At 61.6% G+C, this 16,005-nt stretch carries 11 protein-coding genes; 8 read left to right on the top strand and 3 right to left on the bottom strand.

The window, feature by feature from the left end; translation table 11 throughout:
- Positions 1 to 58: 58 nt before the first annotated feature.
- From dnaB to L8I05_RS17760, 7 genes are all read left to right on the top strand, one after another.
- Positions 59 to 1,456 (top strand): replicative DNA helicase, encoded by a 1,398-nt coding sequence (gene dnaB / locus L8I05_RS17730; RefSeq protein WP_017526410.1) that lies wholly within the window; start codon positions 59 to 61, stop codon positions 1,454 to 1,456.
- A 191-nt stretch (positions 1,457 to 1,647) separates the two neighbouring features.
- Positions 1,648 to 3,951, top strand: a complete 2,304-nt coding sequence (locus L8I05_RS17735; protein ID WP_242170626.1) for a YgiQ family radical SAM protein — start codon at positions 1,648 to 1,650, stop codon at positions 3,949 to 3,951.
- Positions 3,952 to 4,153: 202 nt separating this feature from the next.
- Positions 4,154 to 5,086 (top strand): NAD synthetase, encoded by a 933-nt coding sequence (locus L8I05_RS17740; RefSeq protein ID WP_242170628.1) that lies wholly within the window; start codon positions 4,154 to 4,156, stop codon positions 5,084 to 5,086.
- Positions 5,083 to 5,532, top strand: a complete 450-nt coding sequence (locus L8I05_RS17745) for a hypothetical protein (RefSeq protein WP_242170630.1) — start codon at positions 5,083 to 5,085, stop codon at positions 5,530 to 5,532. Before L8I05_RS17740 ends, L8I05_RS17745 begins: the two co-directional genes overlap by 4 nt.
- A gap of 187 nt (positions 5,533 to 5,719) precedes the next feature.
- A complete protein-coding gene (locus L8I05_RS17750) occupies positions 5,720 to 9,010 on the top strand; it encodes a transglutaminase family protein (protein WP_242170631.1) in 3,291 nt (1,096 codons plus the stop codon).
- Between the two features lie 159 nt (positions 9,011 to 9,169).
- Positions 9,170 to 11,656, top strand: coding sequence for a circularly permuted type 2 ATP-grasp protein (locus L8I05_RS17755; protein ID WP_242170633.1), 2,487 nt, complete (start codon positions 9,170 to 9,172; stop codon positions 11,654 to 11,656).
- Positions 11,656 to 12,546, top strand: a complete 891-nt coding sequence (locus L8I05_RS17760; protein ID WP_242170635.1) for a transglutaminase family protein — start codon at positions 11,656 to 11,658, stop codon at positions 12,544 to 12,546. The genes L8I05_RS17755 and L8I05_RS17760 overlap by 1 nt, the downstream gene beginning before the upstream one ends.
- A 145-nt stretch (positions 12,547 to 12,691) precedes the next feature.
- On the opposite strand, the gene L8I05_RS17765 is transcribed toward L8I05_RS17760, so the two are convergent.
- A complete protein-coding gene (locus L8I05_RS17765) occupies positions 12,692 to 12,874 on the bottom strand; it encodes a hypothetical protein (protein ID WP_034117461.1) in 183 nt (60 codons plus the stop codon).
- Positions 12,875 to 13,207: 333 nt separating this feature from the next.
- Here L8I05_RS17765 and azu point away from each other — a divergent pair, with 333 nt between their 5' ends.
- Complete coding sequence (gene azu, locus L8I05_RS17770) at positions 13,208 to 13,654, top strand: azurin (RefSeq protein ID WP_242170638.1); 447 nt, start codon at positions 13,208 to 13,210, stop codon at positions 13,652 to 13,654.
- 170 nt (positions 13,655 to 13,824) lie between these two features.
- Here the strand turns inward: azu and nadE are convergent, their stop codons facing one another.
- Positions 13,825 to 14,652 carry an ammonia-dependent NAD(+) synthetase gene (gene nadE, locus L8I05_RS17775; RefSeq protein WP_159953899.1) on the bottom strand — a complete coding sequence of 276 codons (828 nt, stop codon included), beginning with the start codon at positions 14,650 to 14,652 and terminating at the stop codon, positions 13,825 to 13,827.
- A gap of 3 nt (positions 14,653 to 14,655) precedes the next feature.
- On the bottom strand, positions 14,656 to 15,870 hold the full coding sequence (gene pncB / locus L8I05_RS17780; protein WP_058423444.1) for a nicotinate phosphoribosyltransferase: 1,215 nt from the start codon (positions 15,868 to 15,870) through the stop codon (positions 14,656 to 14,658).
- Between the last annotated feature and the right edge of the window lie 135 nt (positions 15,871 to 16,005).

A 16,005-nucleotide genomic window follows, 5' to 3' on the forward strand; every position in this document is an offset into this window, starting at 1 on the left:
GATCCTGTTTACAGGTCGTGCCTTTTGTTTTTCTACGAATCCCTAATTCCAAGTGGCCATGAACGATATTTCAGCTCCTGAGCAATACGATCTGCAAACCGCTGCCCTGAAGGTGCCGCCGCATTCCATCGAGGCCGAACAGGCCGTGCTCGGTGGCTTGATGCTGGACAACAACGCCTGGGAACGCGTGCTGGATCAAGTCTCGGACGGTGATTTCTATCGCCATGACCACCGCCTGATCTTCCGCGCCATCGCCAAGCTGGCCGACCAGAACTCGCCGATCGACGTGGTGACCCTGGCCGAGCAACTGGACAAGGAAGGCCAGACCTCCCAAGTCGGTGGCCTGGGCTACCTGGGTGAACTGGCGAAAAATACGCCGTCCGTCGCCAACATCAAGGCCTATGCCCAGATCGTTCGCGAACGCGCGACCCTGCGCCAGTTGATCGGCATCAGCACCGAAATCGCCGACAGCGCCTTCAACCCCGAAGGCCGCACTGCCGCCGAAATCCTCGACGAAGCCGAGCGCCAGATCTTCCAGATCGCCGAGGCCCGGCCGAAAACCGGCGGCCCGGTCAGCGTCAACGATTTGTTGACCAAGGCCATCGACCGTATCGACACGCTGTTCAACACCGATAACGCCATCACCGGCATTTCCACCGGCTACACCGACCTCGACGAGAAGACCAGCGGCCTGCAGCCGTCCGACTTGATCATCGTCGCCGGCCGTCCATCCATGGGTAAAACCACCTTTGCGATGAACCTGGTGGAAAACGCCGTGCTGCGCAGCGACAAGACGGTGCTGGTTTACTCCCTCGAGATGCCAGGCGAATCGCTGATCATGCGGATGCTTTCGTCGCTCGGCCGTATCGACCAGACCAAAGTGCGTGCCGGCCGCCTGGAAGACGACGACTGGCCGCGCCTGACCTCGGCCGTCAACCTGCTCAACGACCGCAAGCTGTTCATCGATGACACCGCCGGTATCAGCCCGTCGGAGATGCGTGCGCGTACTCGCCGACTGGTGCGTGAACACGGTGACATCGCGCTGATCATGATCGACTACCTGCAGTTGATGCAGATCCCCGGTTCCAGCGGTGACAACCGGACCAACGAGATTTCTGAAATTTCCAGGTCCCTGAAAGCCCTGGCCAAGGAATTCAACTGCCCGGTAGTGGCGCTGTCCCAGCTCAACCGTTCCCTGGAACAACGCCCCAACAAGCGCCCGGTGAACTCCGACTTGCGGGAATCCGGAGCGATCGAGCAGGATGCTGACGTGATCATGTTCGTGTACCGCGACGAGGTGTATCACCCCGAGACGGAGCACAAAGGCATTGCCGAGATCATCATCGGCAAGCAGCGGAACGGGCCGATCGGCTTTATCCGCCTGGCATTCATCGGTAAGTACACACGCTTCGAGAACCTCGCGCCGGGCAGCTATAACTTCGACGACGACGAGTAATTCCCCAGCGCCTGTAAGGGCCTCTTCGCAGGCAAGCCAGCTCCCACATTTGAAGGTGTTCACAGTTCACATGTGGGAGCTGGCTTGCCTGCGATGGCGTCAGCACAATTCCGACCATTACCGTCGGAATTGGTCAAATTTTGTGCTATATTCCGCGCCCGCGATTTTTCATCTCAACACCGGTCACCGTCATGCAAACAGCCAAGCCGTTATTTGACTATCCCAAGTACTGGGCCGAATGTTTCGGTCCTGCGCCATTCCTGCCAATGAGCAGGGAGGAGATGGATCAGCTTGGCTGGGATTCCTGCGACATCATCATCGTTACCGGTGATGCGTACGTGGATCACCCCTCGTTCGGCATGGCAATCATCGGCCGGCTGCTGGAGTCCCAGGGCTTTCGCGTCGGGATCATTGCCCAGCCGAACTGGCAGTCCAAAGACGACTTCATGAAGCTCGGCGAGCCGAACCTGTTCTTCGGCGTCGCGGCCGGCAACATGGACTCGATGATCAACCGCTACACCGCCGACAAGAAAATCCGTTCCGACGACGCCTACACCCCAGGCGGCATGGCCGGCAAACGCCCGGACCGCGCGAGCCTGGTGTACAGCCAGCGCTGTAAGGAAGCCTACAAGAACGTGCCGATCGTGCTCGGCGGCATCGAAGCCTCGCTGCGCCGCATCGCCCACTACGACTACTGGCAGGACCGTGTGCGTAACTCGATCCTGATCGACGCCACCGCCGATATCCTGCTGTACGGCAACGCCGAGCGAGCCATCGTTGAGGTCGCCCAGCGCCTGTCGTGGGGCCACAAGATCGAAGACATCACCGACGTGCGCGGCACCGCGTTCATTCGCCGTGATACGCCTGCGGGCTGGTACGAAGTGGACTCCACGCGTATCGACCGTCCGGGCAAGATCGACAAGATCATCAACCCGTACGTGAACACCCAGGACACCCAGGCCTGCGCCATCGAGCAGGAAAAGGGGCCGGTTGAAGACCCGGAAGAAGCCAAGGTCGTACAAATCCTGGCCAGCCCGAAGATGACCCGCGACAAAACCGTGATCCGCCTGCCGTCGGTGGAGAAAGTCCGTGGTGACGCGGTGCTCTACGCCCACGCCAACCGCGTGTTGCACCTGGAAACCAATCCAGGCAACGCCCGCGCCCTGGTGCAGAAGCACGGTGAAGTCGACGTGTGGTTCAACCCGCCGCCGATTCCGATGACCACCGAAGAAATGGACTACGTGTTTGGCATGCCTTACGCCCGTGTCCCGCACCCTGTGTACGGCAAGGAGAAGATCCCGGCCTACGACATGATTCGCTTCTCGGTGAACATCATGCGTGGCTGCTTCGGCGGCTGCACCTTCTGCTCGATCACCGAGCACGAAGGCCGCATCATCCAGAACCGTTCCGAAGAGTCGATCATTCGCGAAATCGAAGAGATCCGCGACAAAGTGCCAGGCTTCACTGGCGTGATTTCCGACCTCGGCGGCCCGACCGCGAACATGTACCGCATCGCGTGCAAGAGCCCGGAAATCGAATCCGCGTGCCGCAAGCCATCGTGCGTATTCCCCGGCATCTGCCCGAACCTGAACACCGACCACTCGTCGTTGATTCAACTGTACCGCAGCGCCCGTGCCCTGCCGGGCGTGAAGAAGATTTTGATCGCTTCCGGCCTGCGCTACGACCTTGCCGTCGAGTCGCCGGAGTATGTGAAAGAGCTGGTCACCCACCACGTCGGTGGCTACCTGAAGATCGCCCCGGAACACACCGAGGAAGGTCCGCTCAACCAGATGATGAAGCCGGGCATTGGCAGCTATGACAAGTTCAAGCGCATGTTCGAGAAATACACCAAGGAAGCGGGCAAGGAGCAGTACCTGATTCCTTACTTCATCGCCGCCCACCCGGGCACCACCGACGAAGACATGATGAACCTGGCCCTGTGGCTCAAGGGCAACGGCTTCCGCGCCGACCAGGTGCAGGCGTTCTACCCGTCGCCGATGGCCACTGCTACCGCGATGTATCACTCGGGCAAGAACCCGCTGCGCAAGGTCACCTACAAGAGCGACGCGGTGACCATCGTCAAGAGCGAAGAGCAGCGCCGTCTGCACAAGGCGTTCCTGCGCTACCACGACCCGAAAGGCTGGCCGATGCTGCGTGAAGCGCTGACCCGCATGGGCCGCGCCGACCTGATCGGGCCGGGCAAGGACCAGTTGATCCCGTTGCATCAGCCTGCCACCGACAGCTACCAGAGCGCGCGTCGCAAGAACTCGACGCCGGCCGGCAGCCACAAGGTCGCCAAGGAAACCACCACCAAGATCCTCACCCAGCACACCGGCCTGCCGCCGCGTGGCAGTGATGGCAGCAACCCGTGGGACAAGCGCGAACAAGCCAAGGCCGCGGCCATGGCGCGCAACAAGCAGGCGGCCAAGGAGCGCGCCGATGCGGCCAAGGGCAAGGGTGGCAAGCCCGCCCGTAAGCCGGTCGTGCCGCGTTGATCGTAGCCTGATATGCAAAACGCCAGCCTCGTGCTGGCGTTTTGCTTTCTAGCCGGTGGGTAGCCTGTTTGTTAAGGTGGCGCCCATTAGATCGCCATCGCAGGCAAGCCAGCTCCCACATTGGAATGCATTCCCCTGTGGGAGTCGGGCTTGCCCGCGATGAGGCCCGCCCGGCCACCATCACCTACAAGGAAGAACACTTATGAGCAACCCCTTGCTCAACATCGGCATGGACTTCAACCGCTCCCAATTCATGGCGCGCCAGCGCATCGAAAGCCAGATCAACCTGCCACGGCTGTTTGCGGCCATTGATGCCGACCCCGGCATTGTCGGCGCGGGCGTGGTTTATATCGACGCCGACTTCAACGTCGTCACCCTGCGCGAATTCAAACCCCTCTGCAGCATCAAGCCCAAGCGCATCATTCTTCGTGAAGCGCAAAAGTACATTTCGCCTGCACAGTTTGTGGAACAAGTGAAGACCGACCCACGGGAAGGGCGCCTGAGGAAAGAGGCGTTTGATATGGGGTTGTCTTGCACCGCCGCTATTATCGGTTGGATTGTGGTGTTCAGTGGCAGCGTAGCCGTGCCCTTCACGGCGGGTGCCAGTGCGTTTGTAGTGGGTATTGGCGTGACGGCGGCATTGGCCAGTAGTGCGCAGTGCGGATTTGGCGTGGCGCGTACCTACAACGAGATCCTTGACCCTGATGCAAACGACCGCATGGACGACGCCGAATGGTATGGCGCTGTCTCACCGATCCTTGATGCAGCGTCATTGGTGGGGATTGGAACCGGCGCGCTGACCACGGTAAAACTCTTGAAAGCCAAAAAGGCCGCGGCGCTGGGCAAAAGTTGGTTTGAACTGCTCAAGGGCTTGAGCCGGCAGGAGCGCAAAAAGTTGACCAAGGAGTTGCTGAGCCTGCGCGACCCAAGCCTCACGCCCAAACTGCTCAAGTTGCAGCAACGTGCCGGGAAACTGACCAAAAGCTACAGCTCCACCGAAATCCGTCATGCGACGTTGACGCAAATGAAAGACGCGCTGGGCGGCCTATTGGGCATATGGGGCAGCTACCGCACCGGCAGCGTGGGCAGCGCCAGCACTATTGCTATCGGCTTGTATGAGGACCTCACGGAATGAAAGGCTTCCCCGACATGGGCAGCTTCCTCGCCCGCTATTTTCCGGTGTTCATCGGCACGATCTTCATGGCGATCTTTTCCGGGGCGTCCGCTGTATCGCTCGCCGGCGTGACCTATTTGCGTGGCGTGGATCCGGCGCTCAAAGCCGACTACTCCGGCCTGGCGATTCTGCTGCTGGTGGCGGTGCTGGTATTTGGCAACGTAATGATTGCACGGGGCCGCGCGTGGGCCACGAGCCTGGTGGCGGGCTACTTGGGATGTTGCCTGCTGTTTGTGCTGCCGATGATCCAGTACCCAGTACACAAGCTGGTTTATGGCTCAGCTATGTTCTTCCCATTGTTGGGTTTGTTGTTAATCAACAGTAAACGCCACCGCGAAATGCGCCAGAAACTGCTTGAAGTCCGCCACCTGCGCGAAGCCATTATCGCCAAGCACAAAGCACGCTGACTGGGTAGATTCGCCACCTGGCCTCACACTTACGCCACAAATATGTGCAACGCTTGCACCACAGTCCCCACGGTGGCGCCCTTTTGGTGCTGTACTGCACCGGGTCTTACGATAAAGCGCAATGACGGCCGCACTGGCATAAGTCTTGCGCGCTTTGTTTCCATGCCCTGGCTCGCAGGAGGCCGCCGTGTCGATTCATGTCGCGTTGCACCACGTTACGCATTACCGCTATGACCGCGCTGTCGAACTCGGCCCACAGATCGTGCGTTTGCGCCCGGCCGCCCATAGCCGCACGCGGATTTTGTCCTACGCACTGAAAGTGTTGCCCGAGCAGCACTTCATCAATTGGCAGCAAGACCCCCAGGGCAATTACCTGGCGCGTCTTGTGTTCCCGGAAAAGACTGACGAGTTGCGCATCGAAGTCGACCTCGTCGCTGAGATGGCGGTGTTCAACCCATTCGACTTTTTCCTTGAACCCTACGCCGAAAAAATCCCCTTCAGCTACGCCGCCGATGAGCAGCGTGAGCTGGCGCCGTACCTGGAAACCTTGCCGCTGACGCCGAAGTTTGCCGCCTACTTGGCCGGCATTGACCGCACGCCACTGCCTGCGGTGGATTTCCTGGTAGGGCTGAACCAGCGCCTGGCGGCGGATATCGGCTACCTGATCCGCATGGAGCCGGGCGTGCAAACCCCGGAATTCACCCTGGAAAACGCGTCCGGCTCGTGCCGCGATTCGGCGTGGCTTCTGGTGCAATTGCTACGCAACCTGGGGCTGGCCGCGCGTTTTGTGTCCGGCTACCTGATCCAGCTGACCGCCGATGTCAAAGCCCTCGACGGCCCGTCCGGCACCGACGTGGATTTCACCGACCTGCACGCCTGGTGCGAAGTGTATTTGCCCGGTGCCGGCTGGATCGGCCTCGACGCCACTTCCGGGTTGTTCGCCGGTGAAGGGCATATCCCGTTGGCCTGTAGTCCTGATCCATCGTCCGCCGCGCCGATCAGTGGGCTGGTGGAACCTTGCGAGTGCGAATTTACCCACGAAATGTCGGTTGAGCGGATTTGGGAAGCGCCGCGCGTCACCAAGCCCTATACCGAAGAACAGTGGCTGGCGATCCAGGCCCTTGGCCGGCAGATCGACGGTGACCTGCTTAAAGACGATGTACGCCTGACCATGGGCGGCGAACCGACCTTCGTCTCCATCGACGACCCCGACGGCGCCGAATGGAACACCGCCGCGCTGGGGCCGGACAAGCGTCGCCTGTCCGCCGAGCTGTTTCAGCGCATGCGCAAGCACTATGCGCCCGAGGGCCTGGTGCACTTCGGCCAGGGCAAATGGTATCCCGGCGAGCAGCTGCCGCGCTGGTCGCTCAACTGCTACTGGCGCCGCGACGGGTTGCCGATCTGGCACAACAGCGCGCTGATCGCCGATGAGCAGCAGGATTACGGCGCCGACGGCGAGATGGCCGGGCGCTTCCTGGCCAGTGTCGCCGAGCGCCTGAAGCTGCCCGCGCGCTTTGTATTCCCGGCCTTCGAAGACAACTTCTACTACCTGTGGCGCGAAGGTGCGCTGCCGCAAAACGTCACTGCCCAGGACCCGCGCCTGAGTGACGATCTGGAGCGCGAACGCCTGCGTAAAGTGTTCAGCCAGGGCCTGGATAAAATCATCGGCCAAGTGCTGCCGCTGGCACGCACCGCCGCCAATGATCGCTGGCAGAGCGGGCGCTGGTACTTGCGCGACAACCACTGCCGCCTGGTGCCGGGCGACTCGCCGCTGGGCTATCGCCTGCCCCTGGCTTCGCAGCCTTGGGTGACGGCGGCGGAGTATCCGTTTGTGCATCCGACCGACCCGAACCAGGATCAGCCGGAGCTGCCGACCACCGCGCAGCTGCAAAGTCATGGCGAACCCGCGCCGAGCGATGAGCGCGTGCCAAAAGTCGACGAATCCGCCGACTGGCTGACCCGCACCGCCTTGTGTGCCGAAGCGCGGGAAGGGCGCCTCTACTTGTTCATGCCGCCGCTGGAGCGCGTCGAGGATTACCTGGAGCTGGTGGCCGCCATCGAAGCCACTGCCGAGGAGTTGCATTGCCCGGTGTTGCTGGAAGGCTACGAGCCGCCGTTCGACACGCGTCTGAGCAACTTCCGCGTCACGCCGGATCCGGGCGTGATTGAGGTCAACGTGCAGCCGTCCGCGACCTGGGACGAGTTGGTCGAACGCACCGAATTCCTCTACGAAGAAGCGCGGCAAACCCGCCTGACCACTGAAAAATTCATGATCGACGGCCGCCACACCGGCACCGGCGGCGGAAACCACTTTGTGCTCGGCGGCGCGACGCCCAAGGATTCGCCGTTCTTGCGCCGCCCCGATTTGCTGCGCAGTTTGATCAGCTACTGGCATAACCACCCGTCGCTGTCGTACCTGTTTTCCGGGTTGTTTATCGGCCCGACCTCCCAGGCACCACGGGTGGATGAGGCGCGTAACGACGCGTTGTACGAGCTGGAAATTGCCTTCGCGCAAATGCCCGAACCCGGCGAAGAGTGCCCGCCGTGGTTAGTCGACCGTCTGCTGCGCAACTTGCTGATCGACGTGACGGGCAACACCCACCGCGCCGAATTCTGCATCGACAAACTCTACTCGCCGGACGGTGCCACCGGCCGCCTGGGCCTGCTGGAACTGCGCGCGTTTGAAATGCCGCCCCATGCGCGCATGAGCCTGACCCAGCAACTGCTGCTGCGCGCCTTGGTCGCGCGCTTCTGGCGTGAGCCGTACGCGCCGCCGAAACTGGCGCGCTGGGGCACCGAGCTGCATGACCGCTTCCTGCTGCCGCACTTTATCGAGCAGGATTTTGCCGACGTGATCGTCGAGCTGAATGCCGCCGGTTACCCGCTGCGGGCCGAGTGGTTTGCGGCGCACCTGGAGTTTCGTTTCCCCAAGGTCGGCGACTACGCCGTCAGCGGTATCGAACTGGAACTGCGCCAAGCCCTGGAACCCTGGCACGTGCTGGGCGAGGAAGGCGCGGTGGGCGGCACGGTGCGTTACGTGGATTCATCCCTTGAGCGCTTGCAGGTGAAGTTGAGCGGGCTGCCGCCGCAGCGCTATTTGCTGACCTGCAACGGCATCCCGGTGCCGTTGCAGCCGACCGGGCGTATTGGTGAGTTCGTCGCCGGCGTGCGTTATCGCGCCTGGCAACCGGCCAACTGCCTGCAGCCGACTATCCCGGTGCATGCGCCGTTGGTGTTCGACTTGCTGGATACCTGGATGCAGCGCTCGCTGGGCGGTTGCCAGTACCATGTCGCCCATCCGGGCGGGCGTAATTACGACAGCTTGCCGGTGAATGCCAATGAGGCGGAGAGTCGGCGCATGGCGCGGTTTTTCCGCTTGGGGCATAGCCCGGGCAAACTCCCCGTGCCCCCTTTAGTCATCAATGATGAACTACCCATGACCCTGGATTTGCGGCGTTTCCCCAATAAAAAAGACTAAACGCGATCAAAAATGTGGGAGCTGGCTTGCCTGCGATAGCGGTGTATCAATCAGCCAACAAGCTGACAGCGAAACCGCTATCGCAGGCAAGCCAGCTCCCACAATAGATTGCGGTGAATTTGATTTAAACTGAACTCCCTTGCCCCTGCCGAGCGTTCCATGCCCGACTTGCTCGACCGTTACCCGCTGACTGCGGGCACTTATCACGAACTGCTCGACGACAGTGGCGCGGTGCGTGCCCATTGGCGGCGTTTGCTCGATCACCTGCAACGCAGCACGCCCGCACAACTGGCCCAGCGCCAGGCGCTGCTGACCCGGCAGATCCAGGAAAACGGCGTGACCTACAACGTCTACGCCGACCCCAAAGGCGCCGACCGCCCGTGGGAACTGGATTTGCTCCCGCATGTACTGGCCTTTGAAGAGTGGCAGCACCTGTCAGCCGGTATCGCCCAGCGTGCGCGCCTGCTCAATGCCGTATTGGCTGATCTGTACGGCCCGCAACGCCTGATCAAAGAAGGTTTGTTGCCGGCGGAATTGGTGTTCGGCCACAACAACTTCCTGTGGCCGTGCCAGGGTATCCAGCCGCCCGACGGTGCGTTCCTGCATCTGTACGCCGTGGACCTCGCGCGCACGCCGGACGGTTGCTGGTGGGTCACGGCCGACCGGACCCAAGCGCCGTCGGGCGCAGGTTACGCGTTGGAAAACCGCACTATCGTGTCCCGCGCATTCCCGGATTTGTACCGCGACCTGCAAGTGCAGCACCTCACCGGTTTCTTCCGCACGCTGCAGGAAACCCTGGCCCGCCAGGCACCGAGTGATGACCAGTCGCCGCTGATCGTGCTGCTCACGCCGGGGCGCTTCAACGAAAGCTATTTCGAACACCTTTACCTCGCACGCCAGCTCGGCTACCCGTTGGTGGAGGGTGGCGACCTCACCGTGCGCGACAGCACCGTGTTCCTGAAAACCCTCAGTGGCCTGCGCCGGGTGCACGCGATCATGCGCCGCCTGGACGACGACTTCTGCGACCCGCTGGAGCTGCGCACCGACTCGGCCCTCGGCGTACCCGGCCTGCTGGATGCCGTGCGCCAAGGCAATGTGCTGGTGGCCAACGCGCTTGGCAGTGGCGTGCTGGAGTCGCCGGGGTTGCTCGGCTTTTTGCCGAAGATCAACCAGTTCCTGTTTGGCGAAGAATTGATCCTGCCGTCCATCGCCACGTGGTGGTGTGGTGAGGCGCCGGTGCTCGCCGAAGCCCTGGAAAAACTCCCGGAATTGCTGATCAAACCCGCGTTTCCGTCGCAGAGCTTCACGCCGGTATTTGGCCGCGATTTGAACGACGAACAACGCCAGGCGCTGGCCGAACGCATGCGCGCGCGGCCTTATGCGTATGTCGCCCAGGAGCTGGCGCAATTGTCCCAGGCGCCGGTGTGGCACACCGTGGAGGACCACTTGCAACACCGCGCCATCGGCATGCGCGTGTACGCCGTGGCCAGCGATGAAGGCTACCGCGTGCTGCCTGGCGGCCTGACCCGCGTGGCCGCCGAGGCCGATGCCGAAGTGGTGTCGATGCAGCGCGGTGGCGCGAGCAAAGACACCTGGGTGCTGGGTGAGCGCGCTGCCGGTGGCGAACACTGGCGTGCGCAGCGGCCCATTGGTGCACACGACCTGGTGCGCCGCGATCCGTATCTGCCGTCGCGCGTGGTGGAAAACCTGTTCTGGTTTGGCCGCTACTGCGAACGTTGTGATGACAGCGCGCGCTGGCTGCGCATTGTGCTGGCGCGGTATGTCGACGGCGACGACCCGCGGGCGCTGCAAGCCGCTGTGGAGTTGGGCGAGACCTTGCGCTTGTTGCCGGAGGAGGGCGAGTTACCCGAGCGTCTGCTGGCTGCCTTGCTTGGCGATGACTGGCCGTCGAGCCTGCGAGCCAACCTGCAGCGCTTGCAGTGGGCGGCGTCGCAGGTGCGCGGCAAGTTGTCCCGGGAAAACTGGCAGGCCCTGGTCGAGCTGCAGCGCGAAGCCCTGGAGCTGGAACGCGAAAGCCCGGACTTCGGCGAGCTGCTGGATTTCCTCAACCGCTTGGTGATGTCCCTGGCGGCACTGTCCGGCTTTGCCCTGGACGACATGACCCGTGACGAAGGCTGGCGCTTCTTGATGATGGGACGGCGTATCGAGCGCCTGCAATTCCTCAGTAGCAGCCTTGCGGCGTTCCTGCGCGGCGTGGCGGTGTTTGATCAGGCCGGGCTTGAGTGGTTGCTTGAGCTGGGCAACAGCAGCATCACCTATCGCTCGCGCTACCTGGCGGTGCCGCAATTAATCCCGGTACTCGACCTGTTGTTGCTGGATGAGCAGAACCCGCACGCGGTGCTGTTCCAGCTGAAGCTGGTCAGCCGCACGTTGCGACGCCTCAACGATGACTTTGGTGTGCCACGTGAAACCGGGCTGGCGCCGTTGGTCGACCGTCTGGCGCGCTTCGACCTCGGCTGCCTGGAGAACCCGTTGTTCGGCGAGTCCAGCGTGCGTGCTGCGCTGGATGGCCTGGCTGACCTGCTGCAAGCGGTCGCCGATGAGAGTGGGCAAGTGTCGGATCGCCTGGCCTTGCGCCATTTTGCCCATGTGGATGATGTCAGCCAGCAAACGGTGTCGGTGTGATGAGTGCGCGCTACCAGATTTTCCACGATACCCACTACCACTACGACAGCCCGGTGTCCCTGGCCCAGCAGCTGGCGCACCTGTGGCCACGGCCGTGCGCCTGGCAGCGTTGCAGTTCGCAGCAACTGGAAATCAGCCCCGAGCCGACTGCGCGCCGCGACGAGCTGGACGTATTCGGCAACCCGATCACCCGCCTGGCGTTCGAGCGGCCCCATGACGAGCTGCTGGTCAATGCCGGGCTGACCGTGGAAGTGCTGGCGCGGCCTGCGCTGGATTTCCAGCAGTCACCCGCCTGGGACCAGACCCGCGACAGCCTGACCTACAGCAGCCTGCCCATGTCCGCCGAGCTGATCGAAGCCTGCCGCTATCGCTTCGAATCGCCCTACGTGCACCTGAAAAAAACCTTCGTCGAGTTCTCCGAAAGCTGCTTTCCACCCGGCGAGCCATTGCTGCTGGGCGTGCAGGCGTTGATGGAGAAGATTTTCAGCGAATTCACCTTTGATGCCGAAGCCACCCAGGTGGCTACGCCGCTGGTGGAAGTGCTGGAGCGCCGTCGCGGCGTGTGCCAGGACTTCGCCCACTTGATGCTCGCCTGCTTGCGCTCGCGCGGTTTGGCGGCGCGTTACATCAGCGGCTACCTGCTCACCCAGCCACCGCCCGGCCAGCCACGGCTGATCGGCGCCGATGCGTCCCACGCGTGGGTCTCGGTGTATTGCCCGGTCTCGGGCTGGGTAGATTTTGATCCGACCAACAATGTGCAGCCGGCACTGGAGCACATCACCCTGGCCTGGGGCCGTGATTTCTCGGATGTGTCGCCGTTGCGGGGGGTGATTCTGGGAGGTGGGAGCCATGACCCGGAGGTGCGGGTGACGGTGATGCCGCTGGAATAGAACCTCAAGGCTCGTTCCCACGCTCTGCGTGGGAATGCCTGTTGTGACGCTCTGCGTCACGCTTGCACAGGCTTCGAACCTTGCGGTGCGCCGGGACGCGGAGCGTCCGAGGCTGCATTCCCACGCAGGGCGTGGGAACGATCATTTATTCCGCCGGGTCTTTCGGTGTCTCGGTCTCGTCAGTCGCCACTTCACCTTCAGCATCCGGGTTCAGTGCGCCAGCTTCTTCATCTGCAGCGGCTTTCTTGCGTTGCAGCTTTTCCTCTTTCTTCTGCTCCTTGGCCAAGTCTCTCTGACGTTTGGCGAAGGAGTAATTAGGTTTGGCCATGGGCGATCCTCTAGGGTCGAAGGTGAGGGTGGGCGGCGCGCAGCTGCCTTGGGTCGCTATGGTAGCAGCTTAGCACCGCGCGTGGCCTTCACTTACCGCAGGCGTACGCAGCCAGCAGGCCGTTGAACAGTTGATTTAGATGCATGGCGCGGGCTCCGAGGGGTGATGAGCCGATCATAAACAGGCAGGCGAACTTTGGCTGGTAGATTGTGTTGATCAGTCTGATAGCCTAAAGTTGTATACAATCTGTTGATGCAGATCATAAGAATTCAAGCCTGCTTGAGGCACCCTTGTCGCAATACGCGTTTATTAAACCCTGCCTTGGAGATTCACATGTTTGCCAAACTCGTTGCTGTTTCCCTGCTGACTCTGGCGAGCGGCCAGTTGCTTGCTGCAGAGTGCAAGGTCACCGTCGACTCCACCGACCAAATGTCCTTCAACACCAAGGCCATTGAAATCGACAAAAGCTGCAAGACGTTCACCGTTGAGCTGACCCATTCCGGCAGCTTGCCGAAAAACGTCATGGGCCATAACTGGGTGCTGAGCTCGGCCGCCGACATGCCGGGCGTTGCCAGCGACGGCATGGCCGCCGGTATCGACAAGAACTACCTGAAAGACGGCGACACCCGCATCATCGCCCACACCAAGATCATCGGTGCTGGCGAGAAAGATTCCGTGACCTTTGATGTGTCGAAACTGACTGCCGGTACGGATTACGCGTTCTTCTGCTCGTTCCCAGGCCACATCTCGATGATGAAAGGCACTGTGACCCTGAAATAATCAGGTTCCAGCTGCAAAAAAAAAGCGCCTCTCGGGGCGCTTTTTTGTGGGCGGTCGGTAGCACCGCGTGATCGTTCATCGCAGGCAAGCCAGCTCCCACATTCGATCCCATTCTCATGCTGGAACTCGGTCAACTGTGGGAGCTGGCTTGCCTGCGATAGCGATCTACCTCACGGCGCAAATGGCATGACCCGCTTGTGCTCAGTCTTGCGATACGTATCGCAAATGATCTTGAACGCTTCCTCACGCACCGGCTGGCCATGCAGGAAGGCGTCGATCTCGGCGTAGGTCACGCCATGGGACGCTTCGTCCGGCTTGCCCGGCGACAGGTCTTCAAGGTCGGCCGTCGGGACCTTCTCCACCAGCGACTCCGGCGCACCAAAGTGCCGTGCAATGGCGCGTACCTGGTTTTTCACCAGCCCGCTCAACGGCGCCAAATCGCAGGCGCCATCACCAAACTTGGTGAAAAAGCCCATCACCGCTTCCGCTGCATGGTCGGTGCCTATCACCAGGCCACCGGCCGCGCCGGCGATGGTGTATTGCGCCACCATGCGCATGCGCGCCTTGGTGTTGCCCAGCACGAAATCGCGCGACACCGCCGCCTTGCCTTCGAACGCCGCCACTTCATTGGCCAGGGATTTAACCGCTGGGCCGATGTTCACGGTGTGGCGCTCGTCCGGCTCGATAAAGTCCACCGAGGCCTGGGCGTCGTGTTCGTCGAACTGGGTTTCGTAGGGCAGGCGCACGGCGATAAAACGGTAGGCGTCATCGCCGCTGCTGGCGCGCAGTTCTTTCATGGCGCGTTGGGCCAACAGGCCTGCGGTCAGGGAGTCGACGCCGCCGCTGATGCCCAGCACCAACGTCTTGAGCCCGGAATTGCGCAGGCAATCCTGGATAAACGCCACGCGGCGGGCCACTTCGGCTTCAAGCGCGGCCTGGTCGTTGAACGGTGCTTGGACCTTGAGCTGCTGCGCAATCTCACGCTGTACGGCTTGCATGATTCACTCCTTGCTGGGTAGGGCAGGTACTTTGAAAACGTGGCGCAAATAGGCGACAAAATTCGGATCGGTGCAGTGAGTCTTGCCCGCTTCATCGGAGATTTTAGCGACGGGCTGGCCATTGCAGGCGGTCATTTTAAGCACGATGCTCATCGGCTCGACACCTGGAATGTCACAGGTCAGGTTGGTACCGATACCGAAGCTCACATTAATGCGACCACGCAACGCGCGGAAAATCTCCAGGGCCTTGGGCAGCGACAGGCTGTCGGAGAACACCAGCGTCTTGCTCATCGGCTCGATACCGAGCTTGTGGTAATGGGCAATGGCTTTCTCGGCCCACTGCACCGGGTCGCCGGAGTCGTGGCGCAGGCCGTCGAACAGCTTGGCGAAGTACAAGTCGAAGTCGCCGAGGAAAGCGTCGGTGGTGATGCAGTCGGTCAGGGCGATGCCCAGCAGGCCTCGGTATTCGCGGACCCAGCAGTCGAGCGCGGCAATCTGGCTGTCGATCAGGCGCGGGCCGAGTTGCTGGTGGGCCATGATCCATTCGTGGGCCATGGTGCCCAGCGGCTTCATATCGAACTCGCGGGCCAGGTGCACGTTGCTGGTGCCGACGAAACGGCCGGGGAAGTCGTGCTTGAGCACGCTCACCACTTCTTCCTGCACCCGGTACGAGAAGCGCCGACGCGTGCCGAAGTCGGCCACTTGCAGCTCCGACAGCTCGTCGCTGCTGGCATTCGCCGTCAGCCAGTCGAACTTGCGGTACAGCTGCTCGCGGGCCTGCTCAAGGATCACGGTCTGGTAGCGGTAGCGGTTACGCACTTCGCTGACGATGGCCAGCATCGGCACTTCAAAGAGGATCACGTGCAGCCACGGCCCACGCAGGCGGATAAACAGCTCGCCGTTCTCGATGCCGGTTTGCACATAGCGCAGGTTGAAGCGGAACAGCCCGAGGAAGCGCAGGAAATCCGGCTTCATAAAGCTGATGCGTTCAAGAAAACCAAGCTGGTCCGGGCTCAGGCTCAGCTCGGCAAGGCGTTCGATCTGATAGCGGATTTCCGCCAGGTACGGGCGCAGGTCTTCACTGTTACGGCAACGAAACTCCCATTCAACTTCCACATTCGGGTAGTTGTGCAGCACCGCCTGCATCATGGTCAGCTTGTAGAAGTCGGTGTCGAGCAAGTTCTGCACGATGCGATCGGCAAACACACTCTCGCTCATAACGGGAATCTCCAGACGGGTCGGCGATGGGCGCCGACCTTTACGCACTATTAAGGAATGGCGCTAGTGGCGCATAGACCTGTGGGGTTTTGCCAGTGATTTTTTCGGAATGGTCACTGGCCCTATCGCAGGCAA

The sequence above is a fragment of the Pseudomonas sp. MONT-RG-20F-20-E-7-02 genome (genome assembly GCF_022662395.1).
In the GTDB taxonomy this organism is placed as follows: domain Bacteria; phylum Pseudomonadota; class Gammaproteobacteria; order Pseudomonadales; family Pseudomonadaceae; genus Aquipseudomonas.

Coding starts and splice junctions, on each gene's coding strand:
- dnaB (WP_017526410.1), top strand. CDS start 59: ATGAACGATATTTCAGCTCCTGAGCAATACGATCTGCAAACCGCTGCC.
- L8I05_RS17735 (WP_242170626.1), top strand. CDS start 1,648: ATGCAAACAGCCAAGCCGTTATTTGACTATCCCAAGTACTGGGCCGAA.
- L8I05_RS17740 (WP_242170628.1), top strand. CDS start 4,154: ATGAGCAACCCCTTGCTCAACATCGGCATGGACTTCAACCGCTCCCAA.
- L8I05_RS17745 (WP_242170630.1), top strand. CDS start 5,083: ATGAAAGGCTTCCCCGACATGGGCAGCTTCCTCGCCCGCTATTTTCCG.
- L8I05_RS17755 (WP_242170633.1), top strand. CDS start 9,170: ATGCCCGACTTGCTCGACCGTTACCCGCTGACTGCGGGCACTTATCAC.
- L8I05_RS17760 (WP_242170635.1), top strand. CDS start 11,656: ATGAGTGCGCGCTACCAGATTTTCCACGATACCCACTACCACTACGAC.
- L8I05_RS17765 (WP_034117461.1), bottom strand. CDS start 12,874: ATGGCCAAACCTAATTACTCCTTCGCCAAACGTCAGAGAGACTTGGCC.
- azu (WP_242170638.1), top strand. CDS start 13,208: ATGTTTGCCAAACTCGTTGCTGTTTCCCTGCTGACTCTGGCGAGCGGC.
- nadE (WP_159953899.1), bottom strand. CDS start 14,652: ATGCAAGCCGTACAGCGTGAGATTGCGCAGCAGCTCAAGGTCCAAGCA.
- pncB (WP_058423444.1), bottom strand. CDS start 15,870: ATGAGCGAGAGTGTGTTTGCCGATCGCATCGTGCAGAACTTGCTCGAC.